The organism is Gemmatimonadota bacterium, assembly GCA_041390125.1.
Taxonomy (GTDB): domain Bacteria; phylum Gemmatimonadota; class Gemmatimonadetes; order Longimicrobiales; family Gaopeijiaceae; genus JAGQIF01.
The window spans coordinates 38,571-56,606 of sequence record JAWKQN010000021.1 but is presented as its reverse complement, the minus strand read 5'-3'; the positions used below and the strand labels follow the sequence as shown (position 1 = coordinate 56,606).

Annotated in this window: 15 protein-coding genes, 1 tRNA gene and 1 pseudogene; 12 read left to right on the top strand and 5 right to left on the bottom strand. The window is 71.4% G+C overall.

What is annotated here, in order from left to right; all coding sequences use genetic code 11:
• Positions 1–130: 130 nt before the first annotated feature.
• The gene (locus R3E98_19260; GenBank protein ID MEZ4425544.1) at positions 131–1,174 is read right to left on the bottom strand and encodes a GNAT family N-acetyltransferase; all 1,044 of its coding nucleotides are present in this window, start codon (positions 1,172–1,174) and stop codon (positions 131–133) included.
• A 154-nt stretch (positions 1,175–1,328) separates the two neighbouring features.
• Between R3E98_19260 and R3E98_19255 the strand changes: the two are divergent.
• From R3E98_19255 to R3E98_19225, 7 genes and pseudogenes are all read left to right on the top strand, one after another.
• Positions 1,329–2,594 (top strand): annotated as a pseudogene (locus tag R3E98_19255) (amino acid permease).
• A gap of 212 nt (positions 2,595–2,806) precedes the next feature.
• Positions 2,807–3,259 (top strand): MarR family transcriptional regulator, encoded by a 453-nt coding sequence (locus R3E98_19250; GenBank protein ID MEZ4425543.1) that lies wholly within the window; start codon positions 2,807–2,809, stop codon positions 3,257–3,259.
• Positions 3,256–3,765, top strand: a complete 510-nt coding sequence (locus tag R3E98_19245) for a DinB family protein (protein MEZ4425542.1) — start codon at positions 3,256–3,258, stop codon at positions 3,763–3,765. Before R3E98_19250 ends, R3E98_19245 begins: the two co-directional genes overlap by 4 nt.
• Before the next feature lie 64 nt (positions 3,766–3,829).
• Positions 3,830–4,612 (top strand): VOC family protein, encoded by a 783-nt coding sequence (locus R3E98_19240; protein MEZ4425541.1) that lies wholly within the window; start codon positions 3,830–3,832, stop codon positions 4,610–4,612.
• 375 nt (positions 4,613–4,987) lie between these two features.
• Entirely contained in the window at positions 4,988–5,518 is a 531-nt protein-coding gene (locus R3E98_19235; protein MEZ4425540.1) for a hypothetical protein, read from the top strand.
• A gap of 32 nt (positions 5,519–5,550) precedes the next feature.
• On the top strand, positions 5,551–6,258 hold the full coding sequence (locus R3E98_19230) for a hypothetical protein (protein MEZ4425539.1): 708 nt from the start codon (positions 5,551–5,553) through the stop codon (positions 6,256–6,258).
• A 209-nt stretch (positions 6,259–6,467) separates the two neighbouring features.
• Positions 6,468–8,729 carry a DUF5916 domain-containing protein gene (locus tag R3E98_19225; GenBank protein ID MEZ4425538.1) on the top strand — a complete coding sequence of 754 codons (2,262 nt, stop codon included), beginning with the start codon at positions 6,468–6,470 and terminating at the stop codon, positions 8,727–8,729.
• Positions 8,730–8,771: 42 nt separating this feature from the next.
• Here the strand turns inward: R3E98_19225 and R3E98_19220 are convergent, their stop codons facing one another.
• Positions 8,772–9,722: a polysaccharide deacetylase family protein gene (locus R3E98_19220; protein ID MEZ4425537.1), complete on the bottom strand. Its 951-nt coding sequence runs from the start codon at positions 9,720–9,722 to the stop codon at positions 8,772–8,774.
• A 276-nt stretch (positions 9,723–9,998) separates the two neighbouring features.
• Between R3E98_19220 and R3E98_19215 the strand changes: the two genes are divergently transcribed.
• Both R3E98_19215 and R3E98_19210 read left to right on the top strand, forming a co-directional pair.
• Positions 9,999–10,316, top strand: coding sequence for a helix-turn-helix transcriptional regulator (locus tag R3E98_19215; GenBank protein MEZ4425536.1), 318 nt, complete (start codon positions 9,999–10,001; stop codon positions 10,314–10,316).
• Positions 10,313–12,976 (top strand): ABC transporter permease, encoded by a 2,664-nt coding sequence (locus tag R3E98_19210; GenBank protein ID MEZ4425535.1) that lies wholly within the window; start codon positions 10,313–10,315, stop codon positions 12,974–12,976. Before R3E98_19215 ends, R3E98_19210 begins: the two co-directional genes overlap by 4 nt.
• Positions 12,977–13,018: 42 nt before the next feature.
• Here the strand turns inward: R3E98_19210 and R3E98_19205 are convergent.
• Positions 13,019–13,092 (bottom strand) — tRNA-Lys (locus R3E98_19205).
• 311 nt (positions 13,093–13,403) lie between these two features.
• Here R3E98_19205 and R3E98_19200 point away from each other — a divergent pair.
• From R3E98_19200 to R3E98_19190, 3 genes are read left to right on the top strand one after another with little or no spacing between them, the layout of a single operon-like run.
• Positions 13,404–15,026 carry a hypothetical protein gene (locus tag R3E98_19200; protein MEZ4425534.1) on the top strand — a complete coding sequence of 541 codons (1,623 nt, stop codon included), beginning with the start codon at positions 13,404–13,406 and terminating at the stop codon, positions 15,024–15,026.
• Positions 15,023–15,784 carry a glycosyltransferase family 2 protein gene (locus R3E98_19195; GenBank protein ID MEZ4425533.1) on the top strand — a complete coding sequence of 254 codons (762 nt, stop codon included), beginning with the start codon at positions 15,023–15,025 and terminating at the stop codon, positions 15,782–15,784. Before R3E98_19200 ends, R3E98_19195 begins: the two co-directional genes overlap by 4 nt.
• A complete protein-coding gene (locus R3E98_19190; protein MEZ4425532.1) occupies positions 15,781–17,193 on the top strand; it encodes an FAD-dependent oxidoreductase in 1,413 nt (470 codons plus the stop codon). The genes R3E98_19195 and R3E98_19190 overlap by 4 nt, the downstream gene beginning before the upstream one ends.
• An 11-nt stretch (positions 17,194–17,204) precedes the next feature.
• On the opposite strand, the gene R3E98_19185 is transcribed toward R3E98_19190, so the two are convergent.
• Entirely contained in the window at positions 17,205–17,489 is a 285-nt protein-coding gene (locus tag R3E98_19185) for a zf-HC2 domain-containing protein (protein ID MEZ4425531.1), read from the bottom strand.
• On the bottom strand, positions 17,482–18,036 hold the full coding sequence (locus R3E98_19180; protein MEZ4425530.1) for an RNA polymerase sigma factor: 555 nt from the start codon (positions 18,034–18,036) through the stop codon (positions 17,482–17,484). The genes R3E98_19185 and R3E98_19180 overlap by 8 nt, the downstream gene beginning before the upstream one ends.

The window sequence follows — 18,036 nt, the reverse complement described above, 5'->3', positions numbered from 1 at the left end:
TGCAGCCAAACGAGAGGAGGCCGCCGCGGGGGACATGCGGCGGGGACCGGCTACGGCCAGAGCATCGTCTCGGGGAACGGGAAGCGCAGCGCCACCATCGGCGGTCTGCTCTCCCTGGCACGTTCCGGCGCTACGCCCAGAGCAGCTCCTCCGGGTACGGAAAGCGGAGCGGCGGGGACTGCTCCCGCCCGAACCAGGCGCATCGCTCGATCTCCACCTCGTCGGGATGCGCCACGACGCTCGACACCCGGGCGCGGTACACGAACAACGCGTACTCGACCCGGTCCCCGTTCGGGTACGTGTGTCGGAAGCCTGGGCCGCCCAGCGCGCCCACCAGCTCGAGATGCTCCGCCTCGAGCTGCGTCTCCTCCCGGAGCTCCCGGCGCGCTGCGGACTCCGCGTCCTCCCCGGGCTCGATGCCGCCGGCCGGAAGGCTCCACGTACCCGACGCGCGGTCCTGGACCAGCAGGAGACGACCCTCGGGGTCGTGCAGCACCACCGCCACCGCCGGCAGGAGCAACAAGCGGCTGCCCCAGGCCGCGCGCAGGGCCCGCACGTAGCCGGACGCGGTGCCCGGCGCGAGGTGCTTGACCATGCGCAGCGCGGCGTCGTCGTCCAGGACGGTGGTCCCGCCTTCGGGGACGGGCAGGCCGTCGTACAGCGCGCCCTGGCCGTCGGGCACGTAGCCCCGGCGCACGTAGAGGCGCTGCGCCGCACCATAGCCGCGGTGCAGCCCCACCCGCAGGCCGATCCATGCGCCGCGCTCGGCCACCTCCGCTTCCGCGGCGTCCAGCAGGGACGAGCCCAGGCCCTTCCGGCGATGCTGCGGCAGCACGTTCAGGTCCACGATCTCGGGGATGGCACGCGCGGCCAGCTCGGGATCCGCGGAGCGCCACGCCACGGTGAGGTAGCCCGTGGGTGCGTCGTTCACCTCGGCCACACAGGTCCAGCGCAGCCCCACGGCCTGCTCGGCCAGGTAGCGATCGAACAGCGCGCGCGGCTTGGACCAGCCGATCAGCGCGAAGGCGCTCTCGAAGGCGGAGCCGTCCGCGGCTCCAGCGGGCGGAGGACAGGTGGGCGGCGCATCCGGGTACGTTCCACCGGGAGGGGTGCCGCAGCAAGGCGCGGCACCGCGGGGGCGCGGGGATGGCCTGACCTCGGGCAGGCTGGCCACAGGGCGCTGGCGGGATAGCGTGCCGACTCCTGGAGCGGCTCCGTCCGCCGCTGGGCGCCCCACGCACCGCACTGGCCCCCGATGACCACCCACCACCTCGAGCCCGCGCCGGACGCCGCGCCCGGGCACCCACGCCTCCCGCTTCGGGCCCTACACGGCGCTCGCGGTGGTGGTGGCCAACATGATCGGCACGGGGGTGTTCACCAGCCTGGGCTTCCAGCTCGTGGACATCCGCTCGCCGTTCGCGCTGCTGCTGCTCTGGGTGGTGGGCGGGATCGCCGCCTTCTGCGGAGCGCTCACCTACGCGGAGCTGGGCGCCGCGCTCCCCCGCTCCGGCGGCGAGTACACCTTCCTCGGGCGCATCTACCACCCGGCCGCGGGCTTCATCTCGGGCTGGGTGTCCGCCAGCATCGGCTTCGCGGCACCCACCGCGCTCGCGGCCATCACGTTCGGGACGTACCTGGCCTCCGTCTTCCCCGGGCTGAACGCCACGCTGCTGGCCAGCGGGCTGGTGCTGGTCTTCACGGCCGCGCACGCCACCACGCATCGCAACTCGAGCCTCATCCAGCGCACGTTCACCACACTCAAGGTGGGGCTGATCGCCGCGTTCTGCGTGGCCACCTGGACGCTCACACCGGCACCGCAGACGCTCGACCTGGTCCCGGACGCGCAGGCGTTCGCGGAGATCGGCAGCGCGGCCTTCGCGGTCTCGCTCATCTACGTGTCGTACGCCTACACGGGCTGGAACGCGGCCACCTATCTCACGTCCGAGCTGGAGCGTCCGCAGCGCACGCTGCCCTGGATCCTGGGGCTCGGCACGGGCACCGTGCTCGTGCTCTACGTGGCGCTCAACCACGCCTTCCTGTTCGCGGCGCCCCAGAGCGAGCTCGTGGGCAAGCTGGAGGTGGGCTACGTGGCCGCGGCCCACGTCTTCGGGCCGCGCGGCGGGGAGGCCATGGGTCTGGTGCTGGCGCTGCTGCTCATCTCCACCGTGAGCGCCATGATCCTCGCAGGCCCGCGCGTGCTGCAGGTCATCGGCGAGGACTACCGCCTCTTCCGCTTCCTCGCGCGCACCAACCGGGACGGGGTCCCGTGGGCCGCGATCGTCACGCAGGGCGTGGTGAGCCTGTTGTTCATCGTCACGGGGTCGTTCGAATCCATCCTGGTCTTCGCGGGCTTCACGCTGGGCCTCAACTCGTTCGTCACCGTGCTCGGGGTGTTCGTGCTGCGCCGGCGTGAGCCCGACCTCCCCCGCCCCTACCGCACCTGGGGCTATCCGCTCACGCCGCTGGTCTACCTGGCGCTCACGGTCTGGACGCTGGGCTTCCTGCTGGTCGAGCGGCCCCAGGAGGCGGGGCTGGGGGTGGCCATCGTCGCGGCCGGGGCCCTCCTCTACCGCGTGGCGGGCCGGCCGGCCTGACCCGGGGCCCAATGACCGGGAGGGCCTGGTGCGGTCGGGGCTGACCGGTCGGCCGCCCCTGTCGCCGGGTCGGCAATCGCCCCACCGTGCGGGTCCACCGCGACCCTGTTGCGGCATTTAGTGCGAAACCGTATTATTCGAATACGTGCAGTACGGTTTCGTAACGTTTGTGTATCCGACGGACCGGAACCGCCCCGGAGCGATTCGACCTCGTGCCCACACCCAAGCCACTCCAGTTCGTGTCCCCGCTGCACAAGGCCACCCGGCAGATCGGCGAGTTCATGGAGGCGGATTCCCGCGCGCGCGGCGTCGAGCCGAGCGAGGGGCACCTGCTCTCCTACACGACGCTGTACGGGCCCTGCCCCGTCTCGCAGCTCACCAGGGTCTTCGGCCACAAGCCGTCCACGTTGACGGGGATGCTGGACCGTCTCGAGGAGAAGGGCCTGCTCGCGCGCGAGCCCAACCCGGATGATCGGCGCTCCACGCTGGTGCGGGTCACGGACGAAGGCGGGCAGGTGGCCACCGAGCTGCGGGACATGCTGGAGCGGCTGGAGGACGGCGTGCAGCAACGCATCGACGCCCGGGATCTCGAAGGCTTCCAGAAGGTGATGGCGGCGATCGCCGACCTCACCCGCCCCGACCCAGACCATCCGGAGACCGCATGAGCACCGAGACCGCAGCGCCCCGCGCCCAGGACCTGCTGAAGAGCCAGTTCGCATTCGTGTATCGCACCATCGGCGCCAACATCGAAGGGATGTCCCAGGAGGACTCGCTGGAGTCCGCCGGCGGCAACTGCGCCAACTGGATCCTCGGGCACCTCACCAACGTCCACAACGCGGTCATGCAACTCGTCGGAGAGGCCCCCGTATGGGACTCGGAGCAGTTGGCGAATGCGGGCTTCGAACCCATCACGGACGCCGAGACGGCCATCGACTGGGACACCATGCGCACGCGGTTCCTGGCCTCGCAGGATCGTTGCCTGGCCGGGCTGGAGCGGCTGAGCGCGGAGGACCTGGCGCAGCCCGTTCCGCATCCGTTCGGAGGGGAGACCACGCGCGGCGAGCTGCTCGCGCTGCTGGCGTTCCATCAGGGCTATCACGCCGGCCAGTTGGGCATGGCCCGGCGCACGGCGGGACACGCGGGCGCGATCAAGGCGCCGGGACAGAGCTGAGAGGCACCCGCGCCGGGTCGGAGGGTCCGGCGCACCACCACACAGGAGGACGGGGAGGGGATCGATGAGTGACACGCCGCGCGGCAGCTATCTGTGGTACGACCTGATGACCACGGATCCGGCGGGAGCCAAGGCCTTCTACACGAAGGTCGCAGGCTGGGGCACCGAAAAGTGGAAGGGCGGCATCCCGGACATGCCGTACGACATGTGGACCACGCAGAACGGGCCCATCGGCGGCGTGATGCAGCTGCCGGAGGCGGCCGCGCAAGCGGGCGCGCCCCCGCACTGGCTGGCCTACATCCATACGCCCGACGTGGACGCGACGGTGGCCCGCGCGCAGCAATTGGGCGGCACGCTGCTGCATCCGCCGATGGATCTCCCGGAGGTGGGCCGCTTCGCCACGCTCGCGGATCCGTTCGGCGCGGTGTTCGCCGCGTTCGCACCCCAGGGCGAGGGAACCGCGTATGACGGCATGCCGCGCGTCGGGGACATCTCCTGGAACGAGCTGATGGCCGGCGACCTGGACAAGGCGTGGAGCTTCTACTCCGACCTGTTCGGCTGGACCAAGGGCGAGGCCATGGACATGGGCCCCATGGGCATCTACCAGACCTTCCACACCGGACAGGAGCATCCGATGGGAGGGATGATGAACAAGCCGCCGGAGGTGCCCGTCAGCGCCTGGATGCACTACATCCGCGTGGACGACGTCGAGGCGGCCGTGGACCGCGTCAAGCAGAACGGCGGTCAGCTCATGCACGGCCCGATGGAGGTGCCGGGCGGCAAGGTGGCGGCCTGCACCGATCCGCAGGGCGCCTGGTTCGCGCTGCACTGGGTGGCCGAAGGCTGACGGCACGCTCCGCCTGCACGCGTCCTTCGAGGCGCCGGTCCGGTCCGCCGGGCCGGCGCCTCGTTGCGTAGCCGGAGCCCGGTTACACACTCGTTGCCGACTCCATACATGAACCCATCACATCGTCGCACGGTTCGCGACAGTCGCAGGGGCATTCTTGGCGCGGTCATCGGAAGTCCGATCCCCGCTGTTTTTGGAGGTGCACCTTGCAGCGCAACACCGTCCTTCCCGTGCTCGCCGCCTCGGCCTTGCTGGCCGTCGGCGCATGCGACACACCCGCCCCGCCGTCTCGCCGAGGTCGTCCCCGCCTCATGGACGGCCGGCGTCCGTCTCCCGGGCTTCGTCACCACCGAGCCGGCCCAGGCCGAGCTCCTGGTGCCGGGCACGCTGAAGCCGCTCGCCACGGCGGGCGACATCCTGCCCGGCGGCCAGCAGCTCGTCGGCATCCCCGACGGCATCGGCGTCTGGGGCAGGGACCGCTTCAACCTCTACCTGAACCACGAGATCTCGGGCGCCGCACGCGTCTCGCGCTTCACCGTCGACGTCAAGAACGCCGACATCACCGATCACGAGTACACGTTGGACGGAAGCGAAGGCTACAGCCGCCTCTGCTCGGCGGAGTGGGTGGACAACCGGGACGGCTTCGGCGGCGGCTACTTCTTCACCGGTGAGGAGCAGGACGACGGCCTGCAGCTCGCCATCGATCGGAAGGGGAACGTCACCGAGCTGCCCTGGCTGGGCCTGTACGCGCACGAGAACCAGATCTCCGTGCGCAGGCTTCCGGGGCACACCGTGGTGCTGAACTTCGACGACAACGGGGGCAGCGGCGTGGGCCGCGCCGGCGCCGAGTCCGAGCTCTACATGTACGTCGAGCAACCACTATCGCGTGCTGCGCGGCCTGGGTGACCTGTACGTGTTCGCGGCCGAGGACCCGCCTGTTGCCCAACGACCTGACCGTCGGCCAGGGCATCACCGGTCACTGGGTGAAGGTCCCGGAGCGCATCCACCTGGACTACCAGGCGATGGAGGCGTTCAACGACTGCCCTCCGTCCTGGCCTTCCCGTTCATCCGGCTCGAGGATGGCTTCTACGACAAGCGCCCCGGCCAGAAGGGCGTGCGCGTACTTCTTCGACACCGGCCGTCAGAGCATCACGGATCCCGACGACGGCACGCCCATCGATCCGTGGGGATCGATCTACCGGATCGACTTCCACGAACTGGAAGGATCCGGTCGGTGGCGGCGCCACGCTGACGCTGATCGGCCGCTCGGACGGCCCGCCACCGGCTGGGCCTCGCCGGACAACGGCGACATGAATCCGACGGCAGGTGAGGTCATGCTGCAGGAGGACCCGGCCAACGGCCCGTGGGAGGCGACCGCGGCGCGCGTCCGCCGGCCATCTGGCAGCTCGACGTGGAACACGCAGGGCGAGCTGGTGGACCCGATCGGGACGAAGATCGCGCAGGTCAGCGGCGGCGACTGCTCGCCGGGCGCCAGCGACTGCTGGGAGACCAGTGGGCTCGTGGACGCGTCCCCGTGGTTCGGCGCCGGCGCCTGGATCTTCGACGTGCAGGCACACGGCCAGGCCGTGCCGGCGTGCCCGGAGTGCGTGGAGGACGGACAGCTGCTGCTCATGAAGCTGCAGTAGCCGCGGCGTTGGGGTAGCCGCGCACCGGCCGGTGCGGGGGGAAGCCGATCCCTCCCGCACCGGCCTTCGTGCATCCAGGCGGGTGGACCCGCGGAGCGTGGGCTGCATTGCGCCCCACGCCCGGCCCCGGGAGATTGGCCGCCGCCGGTCCACGTGTCGGGCTCCCGGGGGTGCCGGGGCCCGGCCGCGGCCGCTTCGCCCGAGGATGGATGAGGACGCTCCGACTGGCCCTGCTCTTCGTGCTGTTCGTTCCTGGCGTCCTCCGTGCGCAACAGCCGCGGACGGCGCAGGCGGCTCCGCTGGCCGTGGCTCCGGTGATCGATGGTCGTCTCTCGGACGAGGCCTGGTCCGGCCTGCCCGCGCTGTCCGGCTTCCTCCAGCGCGAGCCCGTGGAAGGCCGGCCGGTCTCGCAGCGGACGGAGGTCCGCATCGGCTACGACGCGCAGGCGCTGTACGTCGGGGCCTGGCTCTTCGACGACACGCCCGGGGGCATCGTGGTGGGGCAGACCCTGCGCGACGCCTCCCTCAACGACTCGGACGCGTTCGTGGTGGTGCTCGACACCTACCGCGATCGCCAGAACGCCTTCGTGTTCGGCACCACGCCCGCGGGCATCGAATACGACGGGCAGGTGGCGGGTGAAGGCGTGGCGGGTGGGCCGGGCAGCGGACGCCAGCAGGCGGGCTCCGCCGGAGGCTTCAACCTGAACTGGGACGGGTCGTGGGAGGTGGCCACGAGCCGCGACGCCCAGGGTTGGTATGCCGAGATGCGCATCCCCTTCTCCACCGTCCGCTACGGCGGCAGCGGTGCCCAGGAGTGGGGGCTGAACTTCGAGCGCAAGATCCGCCGCAACAGCGAGCAGTCGGTGTGGGCGCCGATCCCGCGGCAGTTCGACGTCTACCGGGTGTCGCTCGCCGGCACGCTGGGCCTGGAGGCGCCCGCGCGGCGCACCGTGTCGCTGATGCCCTACCTCCTCGCCGAAGGCTTCAAGGACTACCAGGTCAGCGCACCTGCCGTGGACTACGGAACCCAGGTGGGCGGGGACGCCAAGATCGGGATCACCCAGAGCCTGACGCTCGACCTCACCGCCAACACGGACTTCGCGCAGGTGGAGGTGGACGATCAGCAGGTCAACCTCACGCGCTTCAGCCTCTTCTTCCCGGAGAAGCGCGCGTTCTTCCTCGAGAACGCGGGCACCTTCGCGGTGGGCGCCAGTCAGTCGGCAGAGCTGTTCTTCAGCCGGCGCATCGGTCTGTCCGGCGGCCAGGAGGTGCCCATCCTGGCGGGTGCCCGGCTGACCGGGAAGGCCGGCCGCTTCCAGCTCGGCGTCCTGAACATCCAGACGGACGAGGTCTTCGGGTTCGACGAGGTCACCGCGCTGCGCGAGCCCATCGCACCCGCCAACAACTTCGGCGTGCTGCGCGGCTTCCGGGAGTTCGGCAACCGCACACAACTGGGCGCGATCGCGGTGTCGCGCCTGAACACGACCGACACGGACGACTACAACCTGACGTGGGGCGTGGACGGCCGCCTGGGCGTGGGGGACGCGTTGACGTTCGACGGGTGGGCCAGCCTGACCACCACCCCGGTGCCCGCAGGGGAGGCCGCCCCCGGCTCGGGCTTCCACGGTGGTGAATACGGCTTCGAAGGCAGCGCCGAGTACATCACGCGGGATTGGCAGCTCTCACTCGGCTACCGGCAGATCGGCGACGCCTTCAATCCCGAGGTGGGCTTCGTCAACCGACGCGACTACCGTCACGCCAACGCCCGTGCGCTCCGTCACATCCGGGTGGCCAGCGTGCCGTGGTTCCGGGAGTTCCGGCCCCATGTCTCCGCGAACGCCTTCTGGTCCCTGGACGGCTTCCTCGAGACCTACCTGGTGCACATCGACAACCACTTCGCCTTCGAGAACGGCGCCTTCTTCCAGCTTCCCGGCCTGAACCTCACGGGGGAGGGACTGGAGGAACCGTTCGAGATCCGCGACGGCATCGTGATCCCGCCCGGCAGCTACGACAACGTGGACTGGGAGTTCCGGGCCAACACCAACCGCGGCGCGCCGCTCTCGCTCTCCGGGGGTTGGTCGCTCGGCGGGTTCTACAACGGCACGCGCTTCGGGCCCAACGCCACGCTGGACTACCGCTACAGCGACAAGCTCACCACGAGCGTGCGCGTGAACTACTTCGACGTGCGTCTGGACCAGGGCAGCTTCACGACGTCCGTGGTACGCGTGAACGCCGCGTACGCCTTCACGCCGCGGCTCTACCTGCAGGCCAACGTGCAGTACAACGACGACACCCGCGACCTCGGCTCCAACATCCGTCTGGGGTGGTTGGACGCGGCCGGCACGGGGCTGTTCATCGTCTGGAACGACACCAACCATCGCGGTTCGTTGGAGCGCACCGGCATCGTGGCCGGCCCCAAGCAGCGCCAGCTCGTGATCAAGTACAGCCGGCTGCTGGATCTGGCGCGCTGAGCGGGGGCGGCGCGGGCGGGACCGCGCGGCGCGGCTGCCCGTTCACCGCTCGAACGCCTCCTGCACGAACGCCGGGACCTCGGGCTCCCCCGCGAAGAACGCGCCGCGTTGGCCGTCGGCCAATGCCCAGCGGTGCAGCCAGGTGATGCCGGCCGGCCCCAGGTACCCGTCCCCGCGTGCATACGCGGGATCGGCGAGCGCCTCCTCCAGCTCCACGAAGGTGTACCCGCGCGCGACGAGCGCGGTCAGCAACCGGTCGAGCACGTGCGCGTTGAGGCGGTTCGCGTGCAGCAGCAGCACCTGGGGAAGCTCGTAGCCCACGATGGCCCGCGACTGCTGCTCGTAGTAGCCCACGATGCTGTCCATGTAGGACACGTAGGCGTCCGCGATGCGACCGGCCAGCGCGGGCTCACGGTCTTCCATGGCGTTGTCCCAGGCGCGCGCGAAGATCCACTCCTGGTTGTCGATGGTGACCGGCGCCACCTCGTAGCCGAGCGCGTCGAGACGCTCGGCCACCCGCGCCTTGATCTCGGGCGTCCGCCCCGTGTGCAGCATGGGATGACGGAAGTACCGGAACGGCATTCCCGCCTCGGCGGCCAGGGCGCGCGTCACCGGCTCCCCGGCCTCGAGGTCCGCCAGCCAGACCTCCACCGGGGTGGTGTGCAGGTCCGGGTGGGTGCGGGTGTGGTTGCCCAGCTCGTGGCCGGCCTGCAACCAGCGGCGCAGCACGGCCACGCGCGCGGGGTCGGGCCCACCGTTGCGGTCGAGCTTGCCCTCGTTCACGAACCCGACGGCCGGCGCGTTCCGGGCGGACAGATGGGCGAGGATCCCGTCCGTGATGGAGTCGAAGACGGCGGTCTCCTGGCGCGCGGCCTGGGCCGGCAGGTCGTCGAAGGTGAGCGCCATGCGGCGGGTCTGCGCCTCCAGGGGCGACGCGGCCAGCACGGCCGCGACGACCAGCGCCGAGGTCGTCGACGCTCGTGCGCGCTCCATGCCCCGATGACCTCTCCGCATCCCCCGCCCCTCCCGTGTGGTGTGTCCCCGCGCTGCGCCGACGGCGGCGGGCGTCGTCCGGAGCCCTCCGCGGGGACTCTACCGGCGTCGAGCCCTCCGGGTGCCCTGCGTCCCCGATCCGGCGGGCCCCTCGCGCGCCACTCTTGACTAACAATGCTAATCCCGATCACCTTCCAGGCAGCATGGATTAACAATGCTAGTGCCGAGCCAGAGGGTACGGCTGAACGCGAAGGGGACGCAGTGGGCAAGGAGACGTTGGGCGAATTCGAGCAGCAGGTGCTCCTCGCGGTCCTCCGCCTGGGGGACGACGCGTACAGCGCCTCGATCGTGCTCGAGCTGGAGGAGCGCACCGGCCGCGAGGTGGCGCCCGCCGCGGTCTACATCGCGCTCCGTCGCCTGGAGGAGAACGGCGTCACCACCTCGGCGATGCGTCCGCCGAAGCAGGAGCCTGCCGGGCGGCCGCGCCGCTACTTCCGGGTGGAGCCGGCGGGCGTGGAGCTGCTGCGCGAGAGCCGGCGGCAACTGGTCCGGCTCTGGGACGGTCTGGACGCGCTGCTGGAGGAGGGCGTGTGACGGGACGCGGCCCTCCGGGATGGATGGAAGGCCTGCTCCGGCGCGTCGTGCCGGAGGAGGACCGCGACGCCATCACCGGGGACATGGCCGAGCTGTACGCGGTGCGGGAGCGCCGGCAGGGACGGCTGCGGGCGACGCTCTGGTACGCCAGGAACGTCGTGCGCTTCGTCGTCGCCGTGCCGCTGACGGGAATGCGGGGCAACGTCCGGGGAACGGGAGGGGGGATCATGGGAGGATGGAGGATGGAGCTGACCCGCGCGGCGCGGCGCCTGCGGCGGGCACCGGTGTTCACCGCGGTCTCGGTGCTGACCATCGGCGTCGGGATCGGCGCGTTCGCAGCGATCTACGGCGTGGTGGAATCGGTGCTGCTGGAGCCACCGCCGTACGAGGAGCCGGACGACCTGCTGTGGATCTGGCGCGACTACTGGTTCGATCTCGATCGCGGGTGGTTGGGTGGACCCGACATCGCGATGCTGCGCGAACAGACGGACGCGTTCGAAGGTGTCGCGGCCTTCCGCAGCGACGAGCTCAACCTGACGGGAAGGGACGGCGCCGCGCCGCAGCGCGTGCGCGCGACCGTGGCGTCGGCGGACGTCTTCGACCTCCTTGGCGTCGCGCCGGCGCTGGGGCGCGGCTTCCAGCCCGGTGAGGACACACCGGGGGCACCCGCCGTTGCCGTGCTGGGGCACGCGCTGTGGACCACCGCCTTCGGTGCCGACCCCGCCGTGCTGGGGACGGACATCTACCTCAACGGAGAGCCCACCACGGTGGTGGGTGTCGCTCCAAAGGGCCTGCACTTCGTGGTGCATTCGAGCCTGGGCAGCCCCTCTCCCGAGGGCGACCTGTGGATCCCGCTGCGCGCCGACCTGGCCTCGCTCGACCCGCATGCGGGGAGCTTCGCCGGGCTGGCGCGGGTGCGTGACGGCGCTTCGCCGGCCCAGGTGGAGTCCGCCATCGATGCCGTGGGGCGGGAGCTGGACGCGATCTTCCGCAACCGCGGACTGGAGATGTGGGGCGTCGGCTTGCAGGAGGACCTGGTGGGCGGCGTGCGGCCGGCGCTCGTGTCCCTGCTGGGCGCCGCGACGCTCCTGTTGCTCATCCTGGGCGCCAACCTCACCGCGCTCCTCCTCGGGCGCGCCATCCGACGCGACCGGGAGCTGGCGCTCCTCTCGGCCCTGGGCGCGGGGCGTGCCCGCGTGCTCCAGAGCCTGCTCTCCGAGAGCCTGCTGCTGGGTCTGGCTGGAGGTGCCGTGGGCGTGGCGATCGCGTTCGCCGGTGCGGATCTCATCCGGAGCATCGCACCGGCGGGATTGCCTCGGCGGATGGAGATCGCGGTGGACGCGTCCGTGCTGACCACGGCCGCCCTGGTCACGCTCGTCATGAGCCTGGGCGCGGGACTGCTCCCGGCGCTCCGCGCACTGCGCGACGCGGCTGCGCAGCGCCTGCGGGAAGGCGGCACCCGCAGCGGTGCCGGCCGCACCGGCGCGCGGACGCGCTCCGCACTCGTGGTGATCCAGGTGGCGCTCAGCCTGGTGCTGCTCGTCAGCTCCGGGCTGATCACGCGCGCGTTCGTCCGGCTCCTGACGGCGGATCCGGGCTTCGACGGGCGGGACGCCCTCACCGTCACGGTGACGCTGGACCCCAACCGGTATCCGGAAGACGGAGACGTCGTCGCGTTCGACACCCGCTTCCGCGCCGCGGTGTCCGCGCTCCCGGGGGTCGAGCGGGTCGGCGCCACCGACGCCCTGCCGCTCACGGCGCTGGCCGGCCAGACCGGGATGCGGTTCCCGGGTGCGCCCGGAAACACGGGGGTCGACGAGGAGGATCACCCGCTGATCGACTACATGGTGGTCACGCCGGGCTTCATGGACGCGGCGGGCATGCGCCTGCTCGAAGGGCGGAGGATCGACGAGGCCGACGAGCTGGAGGGCGCACCCGTGGCCCTGATCGACGATCTGCTGGCCCGGCGCTTCTTTGCGAACGGCAGCGCCCTGGGCAGCCCGCTGCTCATCGGGGACGACACCCTGACGATCGTCGGTGTGGTGGACCAGGCCCGGCACTACAGCGTACAGGCGGACGACCGCTACCAGGTCTACCTGCCGCTGTCGCTCAACGCCACGGCGTCGCTCCGCTACGTGGTGGCCGGCGCCGGAGATCCCACGCGACTCGTGCCCGACCTGCGCCGTATCCTGGACGGGATCGATCCCACGGTGCCGCTCACGGACGCGGGTACGCTGCAGGGACTCATCGAGCAGTCGCTCGGTCGGGAGCGCCTCAGCCTCACGCTGCTTTCGGTGTTCGCCGCGGCGGCGCTGCTGCTCGCGGTGCTGGGCATCTACGGCGTCGTCGCCAATCAGGTCACGCAGCGGACGCACGAGATGGGGGTGCGCATGGCGCTCGGCGCGGACCGGAGCGGCGTCCTGCGTCTGGTGCTGGGGCAGGGCGCGCGCCTCACCGTGTGGGGCACCGTCCTGGGACTGCTGGCCGCGGTGGCCGCGTCCCGCGTCCTGGTGGGCGTGGTCGCAGGCGTCGATCCCCGCGATCCGGTGGTCTACGCGGGCGTGGCCCTGACGTTGGCCGCGGTCACCCTGCTCGCCGCATGGGTGCCGGCGCGGCGGGCCGCACGCATCGACCCGACGGAGGCGTTGCGAGCCGAATAACAGAGCGGGGCCCCGCCGACCGGCGTGGCCCCGCCCTCCCAGTGCGCCGCCAGGGACTCGAACCCCGAACCTACTGATTAAGAGTCAGTTGCTCTAGCCAGTTGAGCTAGCGGCGCGTGGTGCTGTGAAGCAGGAAAACCTACCGGATGCGGGGCGTGGGTCAACCCTGGGTGGGCCTGGGTGGCCGGCGGGCTGCTTCCGGACGCCGACCCCGCGTCCGTGCGAGCGCATCTGCGCGGCGCCCGCCGGATGAGGGACCCGAGCGACACCTGTGGCCGACGCCCCGCGCCCCCGATGGCGCCCGAGCCCGCCCCCGGCCTAGACTGACGCCACGTTCAGGGGTCCGCTGTCCCCCGGCGGCAGGGGGCCTCGCTCTTGCACGTGGGCCCCGTCGACCCGCAGCCCGAGCCCCCCGAGTCGAGCCTCGATGCCCGAGCCGGCCTCCACACCCCCGTCCGACGTCTTCGCGCGCCTGACGACCCCCACCGGTACGGGGATCGTCTTCGCGGCGCTGGCGCTCGCCCGTCTGCTGGCCGGCGGGTTCTCGTACTTCTACGAGGGGGACGAGATCTCGATCGCGGCCGGCGTGGCCGCCCTCATGAACGGCGACGGGGGTCCGCTCTACCGCTACGGACCACAGCTCGGCTACTACCGTCTCATGCAGGCGCTGGCCACGCTGGCGGGCGGCCCCGAGGCCATCCCCACCGTGATGGTCGCGGTCTCGGCGCTCGCGGGCGCCGTGATCCCCGCCGCCGCGCTGCGCGCCTTCCGCCGCGAGCTCCCGGCGCGCACGCGCGTGCTCGCCGCCGCCGTGCTGTTCTGCATGCCGGCGCTGTGGGTGTCCGCCCAGTACGGCAACGCGGCCACGGTCTCCACGGCGTTCGTCGTGGCCGCGCTGAGCCTGCTGTCCAACGCACCCCGCCGCGGCGGGCTCATCCTCGCGCTCGCGCTCTACTCCGCCGGCGTGCTGGTCCGCGCCGACGCCGTGCTGATGGCACCGCTGGTGGCCGTGCTGGTGCTCCGCGGCGCGTCCCCGTGGCAGCACGGGGTCCTGGCGCTGGGCGCCGCCGCCCTGATGGGCGCGCTGGTGTACGCCACCCTCTTCGCGCTGGACCCGGCCCTCGCCGGTCTGCTGTCCCAGGTGGCGTCGCACTTCGGGGAGGACAACCCCACGCTCTTCTTCGAGCACCTGGTGTGGGCCGTCTCTCCGCTGGTGCTGGCATTCGCAGTGGTGGGGGTGCGGGAGGCGCTCGGGCGCCAGACCGCGCTGGCGGTTATCCTGCTCGTGGGCGTGCTGCCGCTCTTCCTGTTCTACTTCCCCACCACCACCACCACGCGCTACTTCCTGCAGGCGGCCTTCCCGCTCGCGCTGCTGGCCGCGCTCGGCATCACCGGCCTGGCTGCCCTCGCGCCCCTGCGCTGGCGCCGCCCGGTCTGGGCCGGCCTGCTCGTGCTGGCCTTCCTGCACCTGGGTCTCGGGCTGGGCCACTTCGAAGGCCGTCCGTTCTCCGCCCGTCTGAAGGCACCCAGCTTCAACACGCACGACAGCGCCATGTACACGGGCGCGCTGGTCTATCAGGCCTACCTGCGCGGGGGCCTCTTCGGGCGCTCGCTGCGGGGGCCGCGCTTCGGCACCGCCAACGAGCTGGCCACCCAGCTGAATGCGCGCCTGGATGGGGTGGCCGCCGGGAGCGGTCCCGAGCGGGCGCTGCTGCTCTTCCACGAATGGAACGGCCACGCGGCCGTCTACCACCTGCTGACCCGGGGGGCCCGACTGGTCGAGGGCGATCCCTCCGGTTCGCTCGCCGATCCGCTGGTCTACGCGCTCGGTCGCACCCGCGTGCATGTCCTGTGGTTCGGACCGGCCACGCGAGAGCTTCCAGAGCGGCTTCCGCTCGAGAAGGGGGACGAGGTCTGGCTGCTCGGCCCCATGGACGGCTTCCCCGACCCCGACGTGCGCGCCGCGCTCGCGCCCGGGCTCGTCCTGGTTTCGATGAGCGCGCCCGGAAGCTATCTGGAGGTCCACGCCGTGAAGGAGGAATCCCGGTGAGCACCCCCCTGACCGTGATCATGCCCGCCTACAACGAGGAGGAGGCGATCCGCGAGGCCGTGCAGGACGTGCAGCAGCACGTGCTGCCCCTGGTCCCGGGTGCCGAGCTGCTCGTCGTCAACGACGGCTCCAAGGACCGCACCGGCGCGCTCCTGGACGAGATGGCCGCGCAGGAGCCGCGGCTCCGTGTGCTGCACAAGCCGAACGGCGGCCACGGCTCCGCGCTGATCGCGGGGTTGGGTGAGGCCCGGGGCGAGTGGGTGTTCCTGATCGACTCCGACCGCCAGATCCCGCTCGAGCACTTCGAGGCGCTGTGGATTGCGGCCCAGGGTGGTGCGGACGCCGCCTTCGGCGTCCGCCGCCGCCGCTACGACCCCCAGGTGCGGCTCTGGCTCACGGCGGTGATCCGCCTGGCGCTGCGCACCCTCTTCGGCGCCTCCATCTACGACGCCAACGTGCCGTTCAAGCTGTTCCGGCGCTCCACCTGGGAGTCGGCCGCGCCGCTGATTCCGGCGGATACGCTGGCGCCCTCGCTCTTCCTGGCTCTCTACATCCGCAGGTTGGGCCTGGACGTGGACGAGATCGACGTCGTGCACAAGGAGCGTGAGACGGGCGAGGTGTCCATCAAGCGCTGGAAGTTGATCAAGTTCTCCGCGCGCGCCTTCCGCCAGCTCCTCGCCTTCCGCGCGGGGCTGGCCCGGGTCCGTCCGGGCACGGCGCCGTCCCCCTCCCTCGAGCGTGAGAAGGCCGTCGGATGAGCAGCAGACCGTTCGTGGCGATCATCGGAGCCGGCCCCACCGGGCTGGGTGCCGCCACCCGCATGGAAGAGCTCGGGCACACCGACTGGGCGCTCTTCGACACCTGTCCCGAGGCGGGAGGCCTGGCGTCGTCCTACGTGGACGATCAGGGCTTCACGTGGGACATCGGCGGGCACGTGCTCTTCTCCCACTATCGCTACTTCGACGCGCTCATGGATCGCGCGCTGGGCGATGCGTGGGTGGAGCACGTGCGCGAAGCCTGGGTGTGGATGCGGGACCGCTGGATCCCCTACCCCTTCCAGAACAACATCCGGCGTCTCCCCACGGACGACCTGTTGGCCTGCCTGGACGGGCTCATCGACCTGCAGACGGCTCCGCGCGAGCGGCCGGCATCCTTCGACCAGTGGCTGCTCAACCAGTTCGGACAGGGCCTCTGCGACGTCTTCATGTTCCCCTACAACTTCAAGGTGTGGGCGTACCCGCCCGCCACCATGGACGTGGGCTGGATGGGCGAGCGCGTCGCGCCGGTGGACCTGAAGCGCGTCGTTCGCAACGTGGTACGTGGCGGCGACGACGTGGGCTGGGGGCCCAACTCCACGTTCCGCTTCCCGCTGCACGGGGGCACCGGCGCCATCTGGCGCAGCGTGGCCGAGCAGCTTCCTCGTGAACGGATGCGTCTGGGACGCCGCGTCGTCTCGGTGGACCTGCACGCGCGCCGGCTCACGCTCGCGGACGGGGAGCAGGTGGCCTACGACCACCTGATCAGCACCATGCCGCTCGACCTCCTCCTCGGCATCCTGAAGGGCGGCGAGCACCTCGCGCCGCAGGCGCCGCGCTTCGTGCACTCCTCCAGCCACATCGTGGGCGTGGGCTTCGACGGCCCCGTGCCCGACGAGCTGCGCACCAAGTGCTGGATGTACTTCCCGGAGAGCACGTCCCCCTTCTATCGCGTGACGGTCTTCAGCAACTACTCACCGCACAACGTGCCGCGTCCGGGCGAGCAGTGGTCGCTGATGGCGGAGGTGAGCGAATCGTCGGCCAAGCCGGTCGATCATGCGCGTGTGATCGAGGACGTGATCGATGGCTTCCGCGCCTCGCGCCTGATCCGGGACGACGAGCGCATCGTGAGCACCTGGCATCGACGCATGGAACACGGCTATCCCACGCCGTGGCTGGGGCGTGACGACGTGCTCGCGCCGATCGACGCGGAGCTGAGCGCGCACGGGATCCTGAGTCGCGGCCGGTTCGGCGCGTGGAAGTACGAGGTGTCGAACCAGGATCACTCGGTGATGCAGGGCGTGGAGGCCGTGGGCCGCATCCTGGAGGGCACGCCCGAATACACCTTCCACGGGGACATGCGCGACTGGCTCGATCCGGTCGAGCCGGCGGGAAGCGCCGGGGGCCGCTGAGCCGAGACCCGTCAGGGCAGCGCGCCCGCCGCGCGTAGGCCGCGCACGAGCGAGGCCCGCTGCGACTCCGTCAGCAGGGGCCGCACGCGCCCGCTCCGCAGGGTGCCGACAATCGCCCCCACACGGCCCCCGAAGCGTTCGCAGTTGCTGCACCCGGCCAGGTGCGCATCCACCCGGGCGCGCACGTCGCCCGGCAGGTCCCCGTCCAGGTAGTCGGAGAGACCGGCCAGCACATCGCGGCAGCGCAGGCCGCCCACCTCGCGGTCCAGGTCCGCGTCGGGGTGTCGATCAGTCATCGCCCATCTCCCGTAGCACGGCCGTCAGGCGCAGACGCGCCCGGTGCAGCCGGCTCTTCATGGCAGCGAGGCTCACCTCCAGCACGGCTGCCGTCTCGTCCCCGGAGAGCCCGTCCAGGTCCCGCAGGGTCAACACCTCCCGATCCTCGGGCGCCAGCCGCTCGAACGCGCGGCGCACCCGGTCCTGATCGTCCGCTCCGTCCCCGTCCGGCTGTCCCCATCCGGCCCGGAGTCCCAGGGACTCGAGCGAGTCGATGTCCTCGAACGCGGCGGGCTCGCCCTGCCGGCGTCGATAGATCCGGTGAGCCGCGTGGCGGGCGATGGTGAGGAGCCAGGCCCGCGCCGAGGCTCCGCCCCGGAATCCGTCCGCGTGCCGCCACGCGGCCAGGAACGACTCCTGGAGCGCGTCCTCCGCATCCGCCTCCGTCGCCGTGTGCACGCGCAGGTACCGGTAGACGGGATCGGCGTGACGGGACACGAACGCATCGAAGGCGTCCGCTTGCCCCGCAGCCGTCCGCTGCAGCAGCTCGTGATCGTCCAGGTCCAA

Excerpts from the sequence above, each read along its gene's own strand:
- R3E98_19245 (MEZ4425542.1), top strand. The coding sequence starts at position 3,256 with ATGAGCACCGAGACCGCAGCGCCCCGCGCCCAGGACCTGCTGAAGAGC.
- R3E98_19240 (MEZ4425541.1), top strand. The coding sequence starts at position 3,830 with ATGAGTGACACGCCGCGCGGCAGCTATCTGTGGTACGACCTGATGACC.
- R3E98_19225 (MEZ4425538.1), top strand. The coding sequence starts at position 6,468 with ATGAGGACGCTCCGACTGGCCCTGCTCTTCGTGCTGTTCGTTCCTGGC.
- R3E98_19220 (MEZ4425537.1), bottom strand. The coding sequence starts at position 9,722 with ATGGAGCGCGCACGAGCGTCGACGACCTCGGCGCTGGTCGTCGCGGCC.
- R3E98_19200 (MEZ4425534.1), top strand. The coding sequence starts at position 13,404 with ATGCCCGAGCCGGCCTCCACACCCCCGTCCGACGTCTTCGCGCGCCTG.
- R3E98_19190 (MEZ4425532.1), top strand. The coding sequence starts at position 15,781 with ATGAGCAGCAGACCGTTCGTGGCGATCATCGGAGCCGGCCCCACCGGG.
- R3E98_19185 (MEZ4425531.1), bottom strand. The coding sequence starts at position 17,489 with ATGACTGATCGACACCCCGACGCGGACCTGGACCGCGAGGTGGGCGGC.